This is a genomic window from Priestia sp. FW507-14D1A (assembly GCF_058781295.1).
Genome location: NZ_JBYSWQ010000006.1, coordinates 127,334 through 147,296 on the forward strand (window position 1 = coordinate 127,334; position 19,963 = coordinate 147,296).

General features: G+C 37.7%; 17 protein-coding genes. 1 reads left to right on the forward strand and 16 read right to left on the reverse strand.

Translation table 11 applies throughout. The features are described from left to right. Nucleotides 1-339 precede the first annotated feature (339 nt). From AC3WJG_RS20115 to AC3WJG_RS20160, 10 genes are all read right to left on the reverse strand, one after another. Nucleotides 340-1,686 (reverse strand): MFS transporter, encoded by a 1,347-nt coding sequence (locus AC3WJG_RS20115; RefSeq protein ID WP_492588527.1) that lies wholly within the window; start codon nucleotides 1,684-1,686, stop codon nucleotides 340-342. Nucleotides 1,687-2,262: 576 nt separating this feature from the next. After that, entirely contained in the window at nucleotides 2,263-2,673 is a 411-nt protein-coding gene (locus AC3WJG_RS20120) for a GNAT family N-acetyltransferase (RefSeq protein ID WP_337134084.1), read from the reverse strand. 87 nt (nucleotides 2,674-2,760) lie between these two features. Further along, nucleotides 2,761-3,045, reverse strand: a complete 285-nt coding sequence (locus AC3WJG_RS20125; protein ID WP_048021410.1) for a DUF5316 family protein — start codon at nucleotides 3,043-3,045, stop codon at nucleotides 2,761-2,763. Between the two features lie 161 nt (nucleotides 3,046-3,206). Beyond that, the gene (gene ybaK / locus AC3WJG_RS20130; RefSeq protein ID WP_034264724.1) at nucleotides 3,207-3,689 is read right to left on the reverse strand and encodes a Cys-tRNA(Pro) deacylase; all 483 of its coding nucleotides are present in this window, start codon (nucleotides 3,687-3,689) and stop codon (nucleotides 3,207-3,209) included. A gap of 294 nt (nucleotides 3,690-3,983) precedes the next feature. Continuing rightward, nucleotides 3,984-5,009: a hypothetical protein gene (locus AC3WJG_RS20135; RefSeq protein ID WP_337134085.1), complete on the reverse strand. Its 1,026-nt coding sequence runs from the start codon at nucleotides 5,007-5,009 to the stop codon at nucleotides 3,984-3,986. Nucleotides 5,010-5,239: 230 nt separating this feature from the next. Next, nucleotides 5,240-6,229 carry an ABC transporter ATP-binding protein gene (locus tag AC3WJG_RS20140; RefSeq protein ID WP_492588529.1) on the reverse strand — a complete coding sequence of 330 codons (990 nt, stop codon included), beginning with the start codon at nucleotides 6,227-6,229 and terminating at the stop codon, nucleotides 5,240-5,242. Continuing rightward, nucleotides 6,222-7,220, reverse strand: a complete 999-nt coding sequence (locus AC3WJG_RS20145) for an ABC transporter ATP-binding protein (protein ID WP_098331562.1) — start codon at nucleotides 7,218-7,220, stop codon at nucleotides 6,222-6,224. Before AC3WJG_RS20145 ends, AC3WJG_RS20140 begins: the two co-directional genes overlap by 8 nt. Continuing rightward, nucleotides 7,217-8,125, reverse strand: coding sequence for an ABC transporter permease (locus AC3WJG_RS20150; protein WP_025749012.1), 909 nt, complete (start codon nucleotides 8,123-8,125; stop codon nucleotides 7,217-7,219). Before AC3WJG_RS20150 ends, AC3WJG_RS20145 begins: the two co-directional genes overlap by 4 nt. 9 nt (nucleotides 8,126-8,134) lie before the next feature. Next, nucleotides 8,135-9,088: an ABC transporter permease gene (locus AC3WJG_RS20155; protein WP_050691645.1), complete on the reverse strand. Its 954-nt coding sequence runs from the start codon at nucleotides 9,086-9,088 to the stop codon at nucleotides 8,135-8,137. 60 nt (nucleotides 9,089-9,148) lie between these two features. After that, nucleotides 9,149-10,687, reverse strand: a complete 1,539-nt coding sequence (locus tag AC3WJG_RS20160) for an ABC transporter substrate-binding protein (RefSeq protein ID WP_492588531.1) — start codon at nucleotides 10,685-10,687, stop codon at nucleotides 9,149-9,151. Between the two features lie 291 nt (nucleotides 10,688-10,978). Here AC3WJG_RS20160 and AC3WJG_RS20165 point away from each other — a divergent pair, with 291 nt between their 5' ends. Beyond that, a complete protein-coding gene (locus AC3WJG_RS20165; protein ID WP_028408913.1) occupies nucleotides 10,979-11,725 on the forward strand; it encodes a gamma-glutamyl-gamma-aminobutyrate hydrolase family protein in 747 nt (248 codons plus the stop codon). A gap of 148 nt (nucleotides 11,726-11,873) precedes the next feature. On the opposite strand, the gene ppsA is transcribed toward AC3WJG_RS20165, so the two are convergent. From ppsA to AC3WJG_RS20195, 6 genes are all read right to left on the reverse strand, one after another. Next, nucleotides 11,874-14,480, reverse strand: a complete 2,607-nt coding sequence (gene ppsA / locus AC3WJG_RS20170) for a phosphoenolpyruvate synthase (RefSeq protein WP_337134087.1) — start codon at nucleotides 14,478-14,480, stop codon at nucleotides 11,874-11,876. Between the two features lie 975 nt (nucleotides 14,481-15,455). Further along, a complete protein-coding gene (gene hmpA, locus AC3WJG_RS20175) occupies nucleotides 15,456-16,676 on the reverse strand; it encodes an NO-inducible flavohemoprotein (protein WP_337134088.1) in 1,221 nt (406 codons plus the stop codon). Between the two features lie 543 nt (nucleotides 16,677-17,219). Beyond that, nucleotides 17,220-17,597 carry an SMI1/KNR4 family protein gene (locus AC3WJG_RS20180; RefSeq protein ID WP_337134089.1) on the reverse strand — a complete coding sequence of 126 codons (378 nt, stop codon included), beginning with the start codon at nucleotides 17,595-17,597 and terminating at the stop codon, nucleotides 17,220-17,222. Nucleotides 17,598-17,610: 13 nt separating this feature from the next. After that, a complete protein-coding gene (locus tag AC3WJG_RS20185) occupies nucleotides 17,611-18,126 on the reverse strand; it encodes an SMI1/KNR4 family protein (RefSeq protein WP_098249971.1) in 516 nt (171 codons plus the stop codon). 121 nt (nucleotides 18,127-18,247) lie between these two features. Then, complete coding sequence (locus AC3WJG_RS20190) at nucleotides 18,248-18,580, reverse strand: YolD-like family protein (RefSeq protein ID WP_028408921.1); 333 nt, start codon at nucleotides 18,578-18,580, stop codon at nucleotides 18,248-18,250. 14 nt (nucleotides 18,581-18,594) lie between these two features. Then, the gene (locus tag AC3WJG_RS20195; RefSeq protein WP_136789468.1) at nucleotides 18,595-19,860 is read right to left on the reverse strand and encodes a Y-family DNA polymerase; all 1,266 of its coding nucleotides are present in this window, start codon (nucleotides 19,858-19,860) and stop codon (nucleotides 18,595-18,597) included. Nucleotides 19,861-19,963 lie beyond the last annotated feature (103 nt).

Here is a 19,963-nt window from a genome sequence, read left to right on the forward strand (position 1 = left end):
TTATAAGGTAAGTTACGCTCTACGTCGGATAACAACTTTAATTAGTTTTATTAAACTTAATATCACAACTATCCAATCAGGAAAATTTTAAAGGGAGTTTTCACAATGCCTAAAGTAAAGCCTGGTTTTAAACCTTACTGGAATGAGATTATACGAGGACTTATTATCACCAAATAATGTACAAAATTCATAATGCAAAACTATAGAAAAAAGAATTCTATAGTAAGAACAGTCACTTAGTACGTTTAATACATGTATACGCGCGGAATACTAGAAAAGGACTGGCTATAAAAGCCCGTCCTTTTTTATGTTATCAAACGATTATTTATTTAACCAAAATTAAAAACTGATATTATTTGGCGGTACATTGTCTCCTTTGTCCTCTTTCTTGAGCTCAGATTCTATATATGAATCTTTAGAGGATTCTCCCATACGCCAATAAACAAGAAAGCTGATGGCAATACACCCTGCTACATAGAAAAAGAAAATTGATTCATGGCCAATACTTTTTAGCCATAGGGCGATAAATTCTGCTGTGCCTCCAAATATGGCAACTGTAAGTCCATACGGTAATCCTACACCAAGAGCTCGAATTTCTGTTGGGAAAAGCTCAGCTTTTACAATAGCGTTAATCGATGTATAACCTGTTACAATGATAAGTCCAACTGTCATTAATAAAAAAGCCATGACTGGGCTGTGAGCTTGTTTCATAAAAAGAAACAGCGGTACTGTCAGCAATGTTCCTAAAATACCAAAGCTCATTAACAGAGGTCTGCGTCCAATTTTATCCGATAGCATACCTGCTATTGGCTGAATAACAACAAATACAAGCAGCGCACAGAAGTTAATCCAGCTTACGACTCCTTTATCTAGCCCTACACTGTTTACCATAAATTTTTGCAAATACGTCGTATACGTATAAAAAGCGACCGTTCCTCCTAATGTTAAGCCAATAACGGTCAACACTGCTTTAGGATGCTTCATAAGTGCTTTAATAGTTCCGGCATTTTCACGGCTTTCAGAGTCCATTTTAGAAAATTGCTCTGACTCATCCATTGTACGGCGCAGCCATAAAACGCTTAGCGCTCCGATGGCTCCAATGACAAAGGGAATACGCCAGCCCCATGAAATCATATCTGCTTCACTAAGAACGTTTTGCAGAATAATTTGAACACCTAATGCCACCAGCTGGCCAGTAACAAGCGTCACATACTGAAAGCTAGAATAAAATCCTCTTCGCCCGCTGCTTGCCATTTCAGAAAGGTAAGTTGCAGACGTTCCGTATTCTCCTCCTAAGGAGATTCCTTGCAGCAAACGCGCTAATACTAGAATAATAGGAGATAATAATCCTATGGTGCCATAGTTAGGAGTACAGGCGATAATAAAGGAACCGCTCGCCATAATAGTAATAGATAAGGTAAGCGCAGCCCGACGACCATATCGATCCGCATAGCGTCCCATTAATAAACTACCGATTGGACGCATTAAGAAACCGACAGCAAAGATTGCCGCTGTGTTAAGCAGCTGACTTGTTGAATCACCTTCCGGGAAGAATTGCGATGAAAAATAGACGGCAAAAGCAGAGTAAACGTACCAATCGTACCATTCAATTAAATTCCCAACAGATCCTTTGAAAATATTACTTGTAACACGCCTGTTGTTTGCAGCTTCACTGGTATGAGCCATGATTGATCCCTCTTTTCTTTGAGTGTTTAATGTTGGTTCTCCTGTAACATGAAGTAGCAAGTAATTTACCAGCAAATTTTTTTAACAGCTAGACTGTATTGCTTTCTATAAAACCTGTTCAACCCATTACTTATATAATGAGAGCGCTTAAAAAAGGTTGGATCATTCATTTCAATATCATCTATAGATAATAAAATAAGCGGTTTTAAAAGCGGCTGCTGTCTATTACATATGTAGTGTTAATCCTCCCTTCTATTTATATATTGTACTATTGATTTATTAGAAAATATAATATTTTCTAATTATTTATACAAAAATTTTACAAAGTTTGGTTTTCTAATTTATATGTGAAACAGAAAAAAACCACGTTCTTTAAGTAAGAACATGGTTAAGAAAATACTCTTTTCAACTTGAGATTGTAAGCTGCTTACATTTACATAATATGTAGAATAAACATAACTTGTACTAAGCTCTAACCTAAATTTAAGATAATTATCGAATTTTAATCTTATCCTCTAATATATATACAGCCATAGATGTTCTATAATTTTGTTACATTGGCAACCTTAATTTGGCTCATTTGATTTTAAATTCACACAAAAAGCGTTCCACTCCGAGATATTTTTCACCTAAACTTGTTATTTGGAAGCCAAAATTAGAATAAAAGTTTACTGCCTCTTTATCTGTCTCAGCAAAAATAGAATGTATATCATAGTTCTTACAAAGAAAGCTAATCATGCTGCTTCCTATTCCTTTCCCTCTCTCTTTTGGTAAAACAGCTATATGTTTTACAACAGCTTCCTTGGCGTTAAGAAATTCAACTCCTATACAGTTAACTGTTTCTCCATTTACTTCAATACTATATAATTTCCGACTTGGCAAACAAGTGTATTTTTTATACTCTCCATCAACCTTCTCTTCTAAAGTTGCATAAGATAACAGCTTTTTTATTGTTGGGTTCACCATAGTTAAAGTGATTTCTTTCATCCTAGCACCTCTTTTCGCTATTATCTTATGAATAATTAGTTTGTTTTTTAGGACCTTGCGGCTTGCTCTTACATGTCGAAGAATAAACTATACAAAGTAATGAATGAGAAGAAATACCCCGAGAACTGGAGCGGCAGCTAACATAAGGTTTATAGAGTTTGTAATTCTCCACTTCTTGTCTGTTTTTGATTCTGTGGAAAGGTTAGCTCTCATTCGATCACCGCTTACAGCTGCTCCAGATATGATAAGAGCTAGCCCCACTAATATAATGAAAGCGGTGAAAAGTACTGTTTCTGAATTTACGTTAGCTATTGTACATGCTACTAAAAGAATAAAAGATAAAATGAACCCACCAATAATTGATTTAATCATTTCTGTCTTCCTCCTAGTTTTTTTATAAAACCCCCATGCATTATCTATATAATATCATTTTTTCTATATTTTTACTTTTTTCGTTATTCCAACAGTAATTAAAGCAACTAAAAAAGCGAAACGCTTATGTCTAAGTGCGTTTCGCTCAAGGGAACTACATTTCAACTATCTTTTGTGATGTCTGCCGGACGTATACGAATTACTTTTGATAAGTCACTTAGTGGTAACTGTATCTGATGACCTACACGCCCGCCTGAAAAGTAAATCGTTTCACAGTCTTCTGCCGTAGAGTCGATGAAGGTTGTGAACTGCTTTTTCATTCCGATAGGAGAACACCCGCCGTGAACATATCCTGTAAGAGGTAACAGCTCTTTTTGAGGAATCATTTCTAAGGACTTTTCACCAGCTGCTTTTGCCGCTTTCTTTAAATCAAGCTCCTTTTCAACCGGTACCATGAAGACATAATGTTCTTTTGATTTCCCTACGGTCACAAGTGTCTTGAAGACTTTAGCAAGATCCTCTCCGAGCGAAGTAGCTACCTGTACCCCACTCAGATTTTTAGTTTCATAAGAATAATAATTGTACTCAATTTTTTTCTGATCTAAAATTCGCATTACGTTCGTTTTGTCTGCTTTTTTACCCATAATTATCACCGATACCATCATAACACGTTTTGTTTTCATATCTCCATATATTAGGATAGGTAGGTTAAAAAGGGCCAATCATCTATCTTATCGTGATACAATCATTGGTCGTAAGGCACTAAACTTTTTTTAATATCACCCGCCCCTATGTCACAAAAATTTCTTTTCTAAAAGAAAACAAAGGCTTTATCTAAGGAATAACTTGTAGAATAAATGCCGTAATTAAATAGTTAGAGGCAACATAGACCTTCCTTCTTTAACACAAAAAACAAGCCAATAGGCAAAACTTCTTGTTTAATATGCATCATTAAGTAAATCAATAATTTCACCTGTCTTAGGATTTACTGAGTACCATCCATAGGTAGCTTCGTGTGCTTCGCTGTAAGGTGTATTAGGGTCGTCTTTTACATCTTCAAGATCGTGGATAACATAATTTCCATCCTCATCATCGTGGTCATAAACAACAATGTGTACCGGATCATTAATAGAATAACCTTGTTGTTTTCTAACTAACTCCTCCGCTTGTTCGTGAGTCAGTAATGTTTGCGTATCCTCGGCTGGTGCTTCTTCAGCAGCAGATTTTTCGCTACCTTGTGGATTTTCTTGTGAATCCTCAGCATCATCTGTTCTTTTTGCTTTTATCTGAGGTGTTTCCGACATACTTCCTTTTTGATATTTTCCATCATAGTAAACGCCTATTCCTCCACCAGAACTGGTACAGCTTGGCTGATAATCAACTTTTATATAACTTGTATAGTTAGTCATCGTAATCATACAACCACCGTCTATATCATCCGTTATTTGAGTAGCGACATTTCCTTTAATCTTTGCAGTTCCTTCCACATCCCCTGCACTCACAATTCCTGTACTAACATCTTCTGGGTTGTCAAAATGATTTGCGTTTAATTTGAACTTAAACGTGTCGCCTTTTAAATTAGTAATATCTATTCCAGCAGGGTCTGTATCAATATTTCTGCTCCACGTGCTACCCCAGTCAACTTGACTAGGCGCTGATTCAGTTTTATCTGCTGCTTGCGTAGAATCTTCTTTCTGCTTATCCCCTGGTTTTGAGGAGTCTTTCTCTTTTTCTGTGACTTTATTTGTTTTTTTATCCGACTCTTCTGTAGCATTGTCTTGAGGCTCTTTTTTCTTGATTGCTTCGTTACTTTCTTCTTTTGCTTCTACGTTTTTCTTTGTTGCGTTCTCCTTGGTTTCTTGAGTGCTTGTAGCGGCTTCCTTTTCATCTGAAAAACTACACCCGGTTAAGCTACCTACACATAACAGTAGTGAAATTCCTAAAACAAAAGATCCCTTTTTCATCTAAAAACCCCTTTTTATGTATATTTATAGAACTATATTATCATTAAAATATTCGTTTTTTATATAAAAATGAATCTAATATGCTAAATAATGACTTTTCACTACCCTTGGAACCCGATGTTTTCAAATAAAAAAGCCACTAGATGTACTAGTGACTTTTTCATTTCTATTCATTCAATTATGCTACTGCATCAATATGTTTGTTTTCTCTATCGCTACAGATTTTCACCTTAACTATATAGATGACATTTTACTTTATGCTTGCTATCAATCACTGTATCTTCAGGTGTTTCTTTCATGCAGCGGTCAAATGCGAATGGGCATCTTTTATGAAACGCACAGCCTGAAGGTGGATTAAGAGGAGAAGGAATTTCACCTTTAACCTCAATTTTTTCGCGTTTTTCATGTTCATGAATCGCCGGAACAGAGGATAAAAGAAGTTTTGTATAAGGATGACGAGGATTTGAAAAAATCTCATCTGTTGGCCCTTCTTCTACTAATCTGCCTAAATACATTACGCCAACGCGGTCTGCAATATGTCTTACAACGCTTAAATCGTGGGAGATAAAGAGATATGAAAGCTTCATTTCTCTTTGCAAGCTGCGCAGCAAGTTTAAGATTTGTGCTTGAATAGATACGTCCAGTGCTGAAACCGGCTCATCACAAATGATAAGCTTCGGGTTTAAAATCAACGAACGCGCAATCCCTATGCGCTGACGCTGGCCGCCTGAAAATTCGTGCGGATAGCGGTTGTAATCTTCTTCGTTAAACCCAAGCTTTTTTAATAATTCAATGACAAGCTGCTTTCGTTCGCTTTTGGCGCCTAAATTATGAATTGTTAATGTTTCTTGAATGGAAGCTCCAATCTTTTTCCTTGGGTTAAGGGAAGTATGCGGATCTTGGAAAATCATTTGTAAATCTTTACGAATCGTTCGTAAGCGTGATGCTTTAGATTCGAAAATACTTTCTCCATTAAACTGTGCTTCTCCGCCCGTTGGTTCTACTAATTTTAAAAGCGTGCGCCCCGCTGTACTTTTCCCGCAGCCAGATTCGCCTACTAATCCGTACGTTTCGCCTTCATAAATATCAAAAGATACATCTTGAACTGCTTTGATTTGGCCTTTCGCTTTCCCTAAGGCAGAACGAACCGGATAATATTTTTGCAGGTTGCGAACTTCAAGCAAGGGCTTCACACTTTGCTGCTTTGCTTCACTAGACATACGCAACCTCTCCCTCTTGAATTTTTTCATAGTGCCAGCATCGAACGCGATGTGTATCATCGGCATGCTCTAAAACAGGTACTTCTTTATGGCATATTTCCGTTGCAAACGGGCATCTTGGTGCAAAACGACAGCCGTCTGGCACGTTTGAAAGCGGCGGCACCGTTCCGGGAATGGACGAAAGCTCTTGTGTTCTGTCGCCATCTAAGTGAGGAACCGACTTAATTAAGCCCATTGTATAAGGATGAAGCGGCTTTGAAAACAGCGTTTTAACGTCCGTTTCTTCCATCACTTGTCCTAAATACATTACGGCTACTTTTGTACAAATATTAGCGACAACGCCTAAATCATGAGTGATGAAAAGCACTCCCATGTTGAGTTTTTCTTTTAAATCCATCATGAGGTCAAGAATTTGCGCTTGAATGGTTACGTCTAAAGCTGTTGTTGGCTCATCGGCAATAAGAAGCTTTGGCTCACAGGCTAAAGCCATCGCAATCATAATGCGCTGCCTCATTCCACCTGAAATTTCATGCGGATACTCTTTTGCTCGCTGTTCTGGAGACGGAATGCCTGTTAGTCTCAAAAGCTCTACGACTTTCTTTTGCGCTTCTTTTTTGGAGACTTTCTGATGCAGACGAATCACTTCAGCAATTTGTTTTCCAATGGGCATAACGGGATTTAATGACGACATTGGATCTTGGAAAATCATTGAGATTTCGTTTCCTCTTAGCTTTTGAATTTGCTTTGAAGACATCTCTAATAAGTTTTTTCCTTCAAACAAAATCTTGCCATCGTAGCTTGTTAGGTCTTCATCTAATAGCTGAAGAATAGATTCGGACGTTACGCTTTTTCCAGATCCTGATTCACCGACAATCCCTAATACTTCTCCTTTATTTAATTGAAGAGATACATTGTCAACAGCCGTTACTTCTCCGCTATACGTTGTAAAAGTTACTTGTAAGTCTTCTAATTTTAAAAGGGCGTTACTCAACGTTTTTTCCTCCTTTTCTTCAGCATTACGTTTTTCGGATTTAACCAATCGCGCAGACCGTCACCAAATAAATTAAGGCCAAGTACAATTAAAATGATGAATACACCCGGAAACACGGTCATCCACCATGCGTTGTAAATCGCAAGCTTTCCGTCATACAGCATATTTCCTAAGCTCGGTGTCGGCGCAGGAATCCCTGCTCCTAAAAAGCTTAGCGAAGCCTCAGTTAAAATCGTTACGGCAAACACGTATGTTACTTGTACGATTAAAGGCGATAAGACGTTTGGCGCCATATGAAAACAAATGATTCGAAGTGAGCTTGCTCCTTGAGCTTTTAGCGCTTCAATAAACGTTTTTTCTTTTACAACAAGCGCAGCTGAACGAACAATTCTCGCAATCGAAGGGATAAATACAAGGCTCAGTGCGATAATAACGTTGCTTGTTTTAGGTCCTAAAGCAGACATAATGGCAATTGCTAGCAAAATAGATGGAAAAGCAAACAAGCCGTCACAAATTCTCATTAAAATATAATCAAGAATTTTATAATAAGAAGATAGAAGTCCAACGATTAAACCAAGTACAGTAGCAATAATCGTTACTGCGGCTCCAATCATTAATGATATTCTGACGCCGTACATTGTCCGGCTAAATACATCTCGTCCAAAGTTATCCGTTCCAAACCAGTGCGTGCTTGACGGCGGTGCTAATCGATTTGCAGGATCGATTTGTAAGCTGCCAAAAGGAGAAATGAGCGGAGCAAAAACAGCAATCAAAATAGATAATAAAATAAGTATCGCTCCTCTTACTAGCAAACGATTTGAGAAAAAGCGCGCTACCGCTGGGTTTCTTTTTTTCTTTGCAGTTACTGAAATGGTCTCTGTATTTTGTTGTGCGTTCACATTCATCACCCTCCTTTAATCATGATAAGAATTGCGTACACGCGGATCGATCACGGCATACAGCAAATCAACAACTAAATTGATGACCACATAAGCAACCGTAATTAAAAGTACGGCTCCTTGAATAAGCGCGTAATCCCGGCGTTCAATTGATGAAACAATCAGCTGACCTAGCCCTGGAATGTTAAATAATGATTCTGTTACCGCCGCTCCGGTCACAAGTCCCGCAAATGATTCTCCAATAACTGTTAAAATCGGTAAAAAACTCACGCGCAGCGTATGCTTGAGCATAATTGTGCGTTCATTTAATCCTTTTGCTTTTGCCGTTTTAACAAAGTTCTCAGAAATGGTATCGAGTAAAGATGAACGCGTCATACGCGTAATTAATGCAGCTTGAATCGCTCCAAGCGTAATCGTTGGTAAAACTAAGTACTTTAAATACTCAAATAATCCAGCGTTTAACGGAACGTATCCTGAAACAGGAAAAATTCGAAGCTGTACCGCAAAAAGCAAAATAAGGAATGAACCGAGAAGAAAGCTAGGAATGGAAATACCTAAAAGGCTGGCTCCCATAATGCTTTCATCACGAATCGTTCCTTTATGTTTAGCTGCATATATACCAAATAGTAAAGCAAATGCCACACCAAAAATTTGCGCGAGTATAGCTAGAGAAACCGTAGGACCTACATTATCCCAAATTGCCCCGAGCACAGGTTTATTTAAAAAGTAAGAATAGCCAAAATCTCCGTGAAAAATGTTAGATAGCCAGATAAAGTATTGATTAATAACAGGCTCATCCAATCCCATTTCTTTGCTCAGCGCTGCAATTTGTTCCGGACTTGCGCCTTGTCCTAAAATGATTGCTGCGGGACTCCCAGGCGTTAAGCGCGTAATTAAGAAGACAACAATAGATACAATGAATAAAACAGGAATTAGTGCAAAAAGTCTCTTAAGTGTATAAGCTCCCATCGTAAACTCCTTTCTAAAACAGAGAGCCATAAGCTCTCTGTTTATTAGGTTAATAAGATATTATTTTGTTAAACTCATATTGTAGAAAATTGGACCTAAATTATACTCATAGCCGTTTGCGTTGTTAGAAACGGCATTGATGTTCACTTTATGACCAATAAGCGTAAACGGAAGCTCGTCCCATACGTATTGTTGAATCGCATCAATGTCACCGCGAGCTTCTTTAACAGAAGGAGCAGCTTTAATTTTGTTTAAGTAGTCCATTGATTTTTCAACTGATGTACCTTTTGTAGTCCAGAATCCTTGGAAGATGGTAGAACGAGCGTTCCAGTCAACAGGATAGATGTCCCATTGGCTTGTATCACTCATTTTATCGCTGAACGTCGCCCAGTCGTATACTTCGAGTTTTACATTCATACCGATGTCTTTTAATTCTTGTTGAACCACAACAGCTGTATTGTATTGATCTTGGTAATCACGAGACGCCATTAAGCGAATTTCTTCTCCGTTATAACCAGATTTCTTTAAATATTCTTTTGCCTTTTTCTTATCATGCTGGTTGTATTCTTCTTTTCCAGCTGTACTGTAGTAATTTGGATACTCTTTGTTCACAATGGATGAAGAAAGCTTGTAATAATCTGAGCTTCCGTAAGAACTGTCTAAGATATCCTTTGAGTTAAGAGCTGCGTTAACTGCTTTTCGTGCATTGATGTCTTTAAAGACGCCTTTATCTGCGTTGTAGAAAAGTCCCATAAATCCGCCTGGTGATGTTTCTACTTTTGCATTTTGGCTGCCTTCAACTTGTTTGGCATTATCACTTGATACAGATAGCGCAACGTCAAATTGTCCGGTTGTAATACCAGAAATCCTAGTTGACTCATCGCTTACGAAACTAATCTTAATTTCATCGACGTGAGGAGTTTTCTTAACTTCGCGGCCTTTCGAAGAATAATCTTTAAATTTCTCTAATAAAAGATATTGATTTTTCTTCCATTCTTTTACTTTATATGGACCTGTTCCTATGTAGTCTTTGATCCCTTCATCAGATGCATTGTCAACGACTTCTTTTGGTAAAATAGCTGCTGCAGGGATTGGATCAGCTAATAAAGAAAGCGTGTTAACATTTGGTGATGGTAAATGAAGTTCTACCGTATAATCACCGGTTTTGGTCATTTCAGCACCAGAGAAGTTTGTTTTTCCAAGGGATGATAGCTTAATCCAGCGGTTAATAGAAGCGACAACGTCATCTGCAGTCATTTCTTTACCATTATGGAATTTAACCCCTTTTCTTAATTGGAACGTGTATGTTTTTTTATCATCGCTAATATCTACTTTAGACGCTAAGTCAGGCTTAGGATTTCCTTTATCGTCTAAAATCATTAGTCCTTCGCAGATACTGCGCGTTGCGTCTTTCACATCTGAGTCCCCAGTAATTTGAGCATCTAGCGTTGCTGGCTCACTTTGAGACGCGACGTTTAGCGTTCCGCCTTCTTTTCCTTCTTTTTCACTTGAAGAATTTTTGTTTGCGTTACCACTGCACCCTGCTACCATGAGGACAATGGTTAAAAGAGAGATGAAAAGTAAATAAGTCCTTTTCACTAAAATCACTCCTATTTCCTTGTATAAAATTTTAATCCGACTATAATAAGAAGAATAGTAGGAATGTGAACAATTGTAGCACTACCTTCTACCTTTGGCAATTAGTATTTTTGACACACAGAGGCTATTATACCATTTTCTATTAAATAAATATGGTATATATGTATAATAGTTGAATAAAAGAACCATTTATTTCTTATAGAGCAAGCGGTTGAGAACACTTTATCAGCGCATTACAAAAGAAAAAACATTTCAAGAAATGGTAATTTAACAAAAAAGGAGAAAACAACAGTGGGATTTTTAATTGGTATATCAGGAAGCATTATTGTGGATCAAGGAGGACGCTTTCCAGGCTATAAGCGAGCGTATGTGAATAACGACTATATCGAATCAACAGCGCTCAGCGGCGGAGTTCCTTTCATCTTGCCAGTGCTAAAAGACGAAGAAATGATTAAAGCGCAGGCAGAAAGTATAGACGGGTTGATTTTATCAGGTGGACAAGACGTTAATCCCCTTTTATACGGAGAAGAACCGACAACCAAAACGGGTTCACCTTTTTTAGCACGAGATCAGTCTGAACAGCTATTGTTAAAGCATGTGATCGATCAAGGAAAGCCCGTGTTAGCGATTTGCCGCGGCTTACAAATTTTAAACGTTGCTTACGGCGGCACTCTTTATCAAGATATGTCAGATATTAAAGAGGCATTTATCAAACATGATCAATACAACAATACAAGCGACCCTTCTCATTCCATCATGATTAAAGACGGAACACGCCTGCATGACCTTTACGGTAATCAAGCTCTTATTAATTCATTTCACCATCAAGCTATTAAAGACGTAGCGCCAGGTTTTGAAGTTTCTGCATGGGCAAAAGATGGAGTTATTGAAGCCATTGAAAAACAAGGAGAGCAATTTGTAGTCGGCGTCCAGTGGCATCCAGAAATGATGGCAAAAGAACATACTTCAATGCTAAACTTGTTCAAACTGTTTATGGAGCATGTGCAGCAGTCGGCTGTAAAGAAAGTCAGCATTTGACGTTCTACTGGTTCACCAATATGAAAAAGGCAGGCCGTTATAACGGCCTGCCTTTTTGTATTGACTGAAGATACGTATAGGAATCTAGACAAATTTTCATCTATTAATTAGGTAAAAAGAAGAAAAACAGCGCAAGCATCTTTAGCTTTTACAATAGTTCAATATACCCTTCTGTTCCATGTACGCGAATTCGCTGTCCGTCTTTTATCAGCCGAGTAGCATTCTCTACTCCAACAACCGCTGGCAATCCGTATTCACGTGCAATGACTGCCCCATGAGTCATCAGTCCGCCAACTTCCGTAACAAGCCCCTTTATCCCTACAAATAACGGGGTCCAGCTAGGGTCAGTAAAGGAAGTGACTAATATATCTCCCTCTGATAGATTAGCATTTTCCATATTTAAAATGACGCGTGCGCGCCCTTCTATCACTCCTGAAGAAACCGGTAAACCTGCAATTGCCTGGGACGGAAGATTTTCTCGTTTGTAGGCACCTGTAACAATTTCGCCATGAGACGTGATTACACGCGGAGGTGTTAGCTTTTTGTATAATCGGTATTCTTCTTTTCGTTTGGTGATGATTTGATCATTCACTTTATGTGTGCGCACGACTTCTTGAAGTTCTTCAAACGTCAGATAGTATATATCTTCTGTTTCAGAAATAACGCCCGCTTTTACAAGCTGCGCGGCTTCTTTCAAAAGAGCCTGTTTATAAACAAAATAACGGCTAATCATGCCGTATTTGGGATATTCACGATAACCGATAAAATTTCGGATAAGATTAATCTTTTCTTTTGTTTCTTTAGCTTTTTGTTCACCATCCGGCAATTGCTTTAATCGATTTAATAGCTCTTGCTCTTTTTTCAAGGCTTCCTGCAGGCCTTTTTCAAACTTTTGCTTACTAGCGTTAGCCTCAAAGTTTTTAACATTACCAAGAATCACAGGGATAAATGCAGCCGGTTTTTCGCTCCAGCGAGTTTTCGTAATATCGATTTCGCCGGGACATCGCATTCCGTATTTGCTGAGATAATCATAGATAGCGCCTTTGGTTTCCAGTCCACCTTCAAACTTGACCAGGTTCTCCAAAAAGTTATCATCTTTTACATACTGTAAATAATGGATGACTTCTGGATAAGGACGAATTACATCTGCGACATCCAATAGCGCCAGACCCATTTCTGAAGTAATATTGTTTGGTACAGATTGAGAAAGCGCGTCTGCTGCATTTTTTTCATTTAGCCACGCCTCCATTTTTTCATTGATCCATGATGAAGCATCCATAGCGGTCATAAACACAGCTGTACTTTGTGGATCAAATAAAATCTTCTTTAATGTCCCGATATCTTCTGAAATAAAATCGACTAATTCCAACCCTGATTTCGTCTGGATGGTTTGTTTTAGCTCTTCTATTGATGTTTGATTCTTCTTGATCAAGTCAGAAACGATTGTCGAGTCGTTTTCGATTTGTGCCTTAGGCTTCGTAGGCGGCACGCTTTTATTGCTTTTACCAGAACTTTGATCATCTGGTAAAGGTTTTATAAAGTCTCCTCGCTCTATTATGGTCGTAAGTGCGTCTTTCATGAGCGGATCATGTTGTCCCATGGCACCTAACATCATTTTTCTGCTGCCAGGTGAAGCGAGCATAGGTGTAACATCAACAAATAACCTTCCACCGGCTGTACGCATCGGTGCATTAGTTGTTAACAGAAAAAAAGACAATCCCAGTGGTTTCATGGCATCGGTCATCATTTGCTGGTGTCCAACAGATACATAAACGCGATTTTCCTGATCATGCGCTTCAGGAATTGGATATAAAGTAGTGATTGGACGACTTTGGACAATATAAAATGTATCATCAGCCAAGCACCACTCGATATCTTGAGGACAATCAAAATAAGCTTCAAGCTGTCTGCCAACGCGTGCTAGATGTAAAATTTGAGGTTCAGTGAGCGCTTGCGTTTTTTGCAGGTCAGAAGGAACTTCCTTCGTTTCTGTTCCGCCTTCTTTTAATCCGTAAATAGCTACCTTTTTAGCTGCTATTTTTTTATCGACGATTTCGCCTTCTTTTACTTTATAGCAATCGGCAGAGACTAAACCAGACACCAGCGCTTCTCCAAGTCCGAATCCCGCATCGATTGATAACAGCTTTCGGTTAGAAGTAATTGGGTCAGCGGTAAATAAAATACCTGAAGCCTGAGGAAAAACCATTCGTTGAACAATAACCGATACGTGCACTTGACTATGGTCAAATCCATTTTTAATACGGTAGGTTACCGCGCGATTTGTAAACAGGGAAGCCCAGCATTTGCTAATGTGCTCAAGGATGGCTTCTTTGCCTCTGATGTTTAAATAGGTGTCATGCTGACCAGCAAAAGAAGCATGTGGCAAATCTTCAGCAGTCGCACTTGAACGAACGGCATAAGCATGCTCTTCCCCAAACTGAGAGAGAGAATGAATAACTGCTTTTACAACGTCAGAAGGAATTTTTATTTCCAGAATGATTTGGCGAATTTTTTCGCTGATTTCACCAATTTGATCTCGGTCATCAGCTTTTAGCATCGTCAGCTGGTTCAGTAACGCTTGAAATGTTTCATTTTGTTCAAGGGCTTTTTGATACCCGGCCGCTGTCACACAAAATCCTTCGGGTACTTGTATTCCTTGAATTTTTGATAACGCGCCTAAATTTAAGGCTTTTCCTCCAACAAGTGAAAGCTGTGTATCTTTTATTTCTTGAAAGCTAAGAACTAAAGAGTTCATTCAACATCTCTCCTAACCGGTAATGTTTTATTGATTTTACCAGCAGTAAATGAGAATAAACAGTCTATATCGACGTTTTTTTATGTGGTATAATTAAAGTAGGAAGAGAAATACCTACCTTTTTGTTTGCGTTTACATATTTAAAAGTTGTATAACTAACTTATTTGATTCGTATCCTTTTTAAAGCAGGTAAGTACACGTTTTAAAGATTTGTTGTTCTTCCTCATTTAGCACTTTCTTTTTAGAGGATAAAATTTCAGCAGCTCTCCTTATTTTAACCCTTCTTTCATTTGGTCACCTGAAGAGTCTAGCTCATTAGATGATTAACTCTCTTTTTTTGAACTATTCCGAAACCATAGTATTACGAATGTATCTCTTCGCTCGTTTTCGAGCAAGTGTATAAACAATCACCTGCAGCACAAGCGCCGTAAGACTTATCAGTACTACCTGTTCGACAGAATTAAAGGGCGAAAAATATTTCTCCCATTTAGAATCAGGAAGCCTTAATGCGTTATAAAAATATGAAGTGCTAAAAGAAATTATATTTCCTAAAATAAGTGATAAATCCGCTCTAATAAGCCCACTTAGATAAGACAGTGCTAGTGTAACTATGGCCATGATTATATAGCTTACCTTTGAATCATCCTCAAAATCTTTTCGCATAGATAAATAAACATATGGAATGCAGTAAATGGTAAAAATTATAAAAGGAAGTAGTCTTCTCATATAGTAATCTCTCCAATAGTTAGGATTCGACACAGTTCTCTATTATTATAAATTACCGAAGAGAATTTTTTCCAGTTTTTTGTACGCAGAGAGTGTAGAAATACTTATATGTATCATGATCGTTTGTAGAATCATTCCTTAGGGCAAAGTAAAAAAGCACGCTTATGAGTGCTTTTTTACAGCATATTTATTTAAACAGGACGTGTGTTTCAATCGAATATTTTTCATTTATTGGTAAATATTACTTCTTTATTTTTCTCCTAAAATGGCTACAGGGCTAAATACCTCGTAATGAATACGTTCGTTTGGTATATCCCATCTATGTAGTGCTTTAAGAATAGCTTCCATAAACGGAATCGATCCGCAGAAATAAAAGACAGCTTCTTTTGAAGGAACAACGGATTGTAACAATTCTAAATCAATATAACCCTCTTTATCAAAATCAGTACCAAGGTGATCCCCTTCATTAGGCGAACTATAACAGATGAAGGAGGTAACATTTTCGCTATTTCTATTTAGTTGAGCCACATGTTCTTTAAAAGCATGCTTTTTCCCATTAATACTTGCATGAAGAAAGGTAACCTTACGTGTAGGTTGTTTTTCTACAATGGTATTCAGCATACTAAGCAAAGGTGTAATACCTATACCTCCACTAATTAGCACAACGGGAAGTTCACTGTGATCAAGTACAAAATCTCCAGCGGGAGCTGAGAACTTAAGAATATCTCCTGTCTGAACTTGTTTATGTAAATAGTTTGACACGATTCCTGCTGGCGCACCGTCATGCGCATCTTCTCGTTTTACACTGATTCGGTAATAATCCTTTCCAGGGGCTTCAGAAAGACTATAGTGGCGAATATGCGTGTATTTCTCTCCCGGAACATTTGCTGCTAATGTAAGGTATTGTCCTGCTTTATAAGAGGCAATTTCTTTCTCATTTTTAGCTTTTAAATAAAAAGATGTTACATTATCACTTTCTTCTACTTTCTTATCTATATAAAAGCTTTGATATCCTTCCCAACCTCCAGGTTGACTCTCTGTCTCTTCGTAAAGAGCTTCTTCTAGCTCAATAAAAGCATTGGCAATATATCCGTACGCTTTTCCCCATGCTTCAATAATCTCATCTGAAGCTGTATCTCCTAAAACATCCTTTACTGCTTGAAGTAAAGTTTCACCAACGACTGGATATTGTTCTGCCTTTACCCCTATCGCACGATGTTTTTGTGAAATTCGTTCAATTACAGGTTTAATGGCTTCTAAGTTTGTAATATGTTCCCCAGCAGCATACACGGCATAGCCTAATGCTTCCTGTTGAATTCCTCTTTTTTGATTTGTTTGATTGAACATATTATACAAATCCGGCGCTTTTTCAAATAACAATTCATAAAATCTCTTTCCTATTTGTTTACTATGTTCTTTTAAAACTGGCACTGTTGATTGGACAATTTCAATCGTTTTAGAATCAAGCATATAACATCCACCTTTTAAGAATTTTTCATATGTATTAATCTTTTTTAATACTACAATTTAATATGGCTAAATTTGGATTATCCTATACGGGAATGAAAATACTAACTCTAGTTAACGTAATGAATAGGTTCTTTAAGAAACAAAAGAACAATCTCCCCTTTTTGTACATCATATTTTCTGTGGTTAAATAAACTAATAAAAATTTGTTGAATTAGAATTAAATTAGAAAGGTGAATGTCTCTATGACCAACACTTTAAGATATACCTCATTTATACATTATTGGCATGCTTTTGATCATTGTAGCCATATACTATTCAATTGTTAGCAGTGTTCAACGATAAAAGAACGCAAAGGATATGAATGCCTTTGCGCCTTCGTATATCGGCAATACAGAAATCGATTCCTACCATCAGTCCCTTCCTTCCTCTACATTCTTTCTAAGTTTAATAGGTACTAAAAAAGAGGACAGTTAGGTATATACTAAACTACTATCTGTCCTCTTCTAGCCGTACTTTTATCAAAATCTTTTAACGAAGCAATAATTAAGTAACATCTTCTACAAACTCTTCTAGAGAATCATACATTTCTAAAGCTTCCCATTCGCCCATGCCATGTTCAGCTGTAAAAACTGGATAATCTTCATTCCCTATGTCGATAAAGAGCGGGTCACCGCCTATTTCTTCATCACAACCTATAACAAACCAGTTTTCTTGCCAATCTCCTTCTTGATTTCCTATAAGAGAATTGGCTTCTAAATCTTCTCTGTAGCCTAATTGTCCATCAAGAAACTCGCTTTTTAGGTAGATATAATAAGGAGTAGAAAGAATTTCTCCCACTTTATCTTCAAATTCTACTCTCACCGACGTACCTGGAAGTGCTTTGAGAATTTTATAGATTTTCTCTATATCAGGTTTTATCATTTACTTCTCCCCTTTAATGATCTGTATGATTTATCGTGGCTATTACCCATTCTTCTAAGCTGTCCGCTATTACTTCACGCTGTTCCCAATCGTGCCAAAAGGTGATAATTTGGCCAATTCTCCCTTCTTTATCAGGATCCAAGTCTATACAAATATCATCTCCTCCCCCATTCGTGGCAATCGAAATCCAACGTGGGTTCCACCAAAATTCTCTTTTTACTGGTCCAATAGGTTCAATTTCTGGAAAATCTTCAAATTCTCCTCCGTCTAAAAGTTCTTTTAATGTTTGCCATGTATACAGAATCTCCTCTAAAGGTAGTAGCGTATAATTATCGATAGCTGCTATATATTCATCACGCTGTCCATTATGTATCATTAACCAGTCTTTAAGGTTTTTGGGGAATGTTAGTCCCATCTTTTGTTCAACCTCTGCAATTTCTAATTCAGAAGCTGCTTCATTAAGCGTTCCTGCTGCTTCTGGTCGATTTATTTTTAACCACTGCTCAAACTCAGTCCAAACCTGCTTCATATTAGGAGCCTCCTTATATAACATCTTTAAATGAATCTATGAAAAATGATTAAATACTTTTTAAGCTTATACTAATTATGTATGGAAATCTTATGTAAATAAACTGTTTTATTATTTTCTACTACACGAAACGAACATCAATTAGCTCGCTTAACCTCATTTTTTCCGTTTGCTTACATCCTTCATCTATAAATACAAATAAACCTCCAAGGGAATCTACAAATTGAATAACTCCTGTTTCCGTTATACATTGCCCGTGCTTGTAATACGTAAGGTATACTTTTTTATGTGTATGGAGCGCTTCGATCAAGGTAAAATTAATTTGTTCCATTTGATCTTCTGTTAAAAAAGGTTGAGGTATTTCTGACTGCTTTTTTATAACTTCTTGTAATCCTCTGTATTGCTCTGGCATAGTTGCAAATGGTCGCCACTTTTTCATTCCTCTGTTTTGCATATCATCTTCCTCCTTTATGCTTTATGACCTCCTAAAAGGCCGTTTCGATAACGAGCTGTTGAATGCTTGAGATGGCTTGAAGCTCGCAAAACGCTATTCTTCCCATAACGCATCTGTATTTCATCAATTGTTTTAGCAAGTGCATAGGCTCTTTCCCGCTGGTCAATATCTTCAAATAAACTCATTTGCTCTTCTTCTTGAATACTGGTATTCGATAAAGAAATTCCAATCGATCGAATGGGCATTCCGCTATCAAACGTGTGTAGTATGGTTAAACAATAAGGAAAGATATCTTGACTTAGGTTCGAAGCCCGCCCCATTTTCTTTTGTCTTGAGAAGCCGCCACCTGTTTGTTTGCTGTAGCCAATGGATAAATGAATAGTTTGTGCCACGACTTGATGCATACGTAAACGAAAGCACACATCATCTAACAGTTCTAATAGCAGCAATTCCACTTCTTTTCGATTTGTATAGTCTCGAAACAGAATTTGACTCTTCCCGAATGATCGAGAGCTCGGAATATACACGTCAGAAATGCGACTAAAATCAATTCCATTTGCATGTTGGTGGATTTCCTCTCCTAAGACACCAAATTCTTTACGTATCATCTCTACAGAAGAAAGAGCGAGTTCTTTAATGGAGTGAATGCCCAAACGATTTAAGCGTCTTTCCGTAGCAGATGAGATTCCCCAGAAATCTTTCATTGGGTGAATCGACCATAATTTAAAAGGAATATCTTCGTATCGCCAATAAGCTACCCCTGTTGGGCTATTCTTGGCCTCATGATCTAAGCTCACCTTAGCCAGCAAGAGATTCGGACCGATTCCTGCGGTGGCTGTAAGCCGTGTTTTACGATAAATCTCGTTGATGATTTTACGGGCTAATTCTTCTGGTGTACGAGCGAATAAATGTAAAGAAGCTGTCGCATCAATAAACAACTCATCAACGCTATATGCATGGAAATCTTCAGGAGCGACATACTGTAACACTAAACTAGAAATATAGTTCGAGGCCTTGACATACCTTTCCATGGATGGGTTTACGACATGGATATCTTTCCTTCTAGGAATGTCGAAAAGACGGCTGCCTGTTTTGATCCCTTCTTTCTTTAATAAGGGTGTGGCAGCTAACACAACTGATCCCGACCGCTTTGTATCTCCTACAACTGCCAACTTTGTTTTTAATGGATCTAGCCTACGTATCACGCATGAAACAGAAGCAAAGAATGCTTTCATATCAATACAAATAATGACTCTGTTTGGTAGATATTCATAATCCATTGGAATAACTCCTCAAATAAAGAACATTTGTTCTCTATTATATACGAACAAACGTTCTTTATTCAATAAAAACTCTAAATTTTCCCCGATTATTGTTACTATA

Excerpts from the sequence above, each read along its gene's own strand:
- AC3WJG_RS20185 (WP_098249971.1), bottom strand. The coding sequence starts at position 18,126 with ATGAAGCAGGTTTGGACTGAGTTTGAGCAGTGGTTAAAAATAAATCGA.
- AC3WJG_RS20195 (WP_136789468.1), bottom strand. The coding sequence starts at position 19,860 with ATGGATTATGAATATCTACCAAACAGAGTCATTATTTGTATTGATATG.
- AC3WJG_RS20150 (WP_025749012.1), bottom strand. The coding sequence starts at position 8,125 with ATGAATGTGAACGCACAACAAAATACAGAGACCATTTCAGTAACTGCA.
- ybaK (WP_034264724.1), bottom strand. The coding sequence starts at position 3,689 with ATGGGTAAAAAAGCAGACAAAACGAACGTAATGCGAATTTTAGATCAG.
- hmpA (WP_337134088.1), bottom strand. The coding sequence starts at position 16,676 with ATGCTTGATTCTAAAACGATTGAAATTGTCCAATCAACAGTGCCAGTT.
- AC3WJG_RS20120 (WP_337134084.1), bottom strand. The coding sequence starts at position 2,673 with ATGAAAGAAATCACTTTAACTATGGTGAACCCAACAATAAAAAAGCTG.
- AC3WJG_RS20155 (WP_050691645.1), bottom strand. The coding sequence starts at position 9,088 with ATGGGAGCTTATACACTTAAGAGACTTTTTGCACTAATTCCTGTTTTA.
- AC3WJG_RS20125 (WP_048021410.1), bottom strand. The coding sequence starts at position 3,045 with ATGATTAAATCAATTATTGGTGGGTTCATTTTATCTTTTATTCTTTTA.
- AC3WJG_RS20140 (WP_492588529.1), bottom strand. The coding sequence starts at position 6,229 with ATGTCTAGTGAAGCAAAGCAGCAAAGTGTGAAGCCCTTGCTTGAAGTT.
- AC3WJG_RS20135 (WP_337134085.1), bottom strand. The coding sequence starts at position 5,009 with ATGAAAAAGGGATCTTTTGTTTTAGGAATTTCACTACTGTTATGTGTA.
- AC3WJG_RS20180 (WP_337134089.1), bottom strand. The coding sequence starts at position 17,597 with ATGATAAAACCTGATATAGAGAAAATCTATAAAATTCTCAAAGCACTT.
- ppsA (WP_337134087.1), bottom strand. The coding sequence starts at position 14,480 with ATGAACTCTTTAGTTCTTAGCTTTCAAGAAATAAAAGATACACAGCTT.
- AC3WJG_RS20115 (WP_492588527.1), bottom strand. The coding sequence starts at position 1,686 with ATGGCTCATACCAGTGAAGCTGCAAACAACAGGCGTGTTACAAGTAAT.
- AC3WJG_RS20190 (WP_028408921.1), bottom strand. The coding sequence starts at position 18,580 with ATGCAAAACAGAGGAATGAAAAAGTGGCGACCATTTGCAACTATGCCA.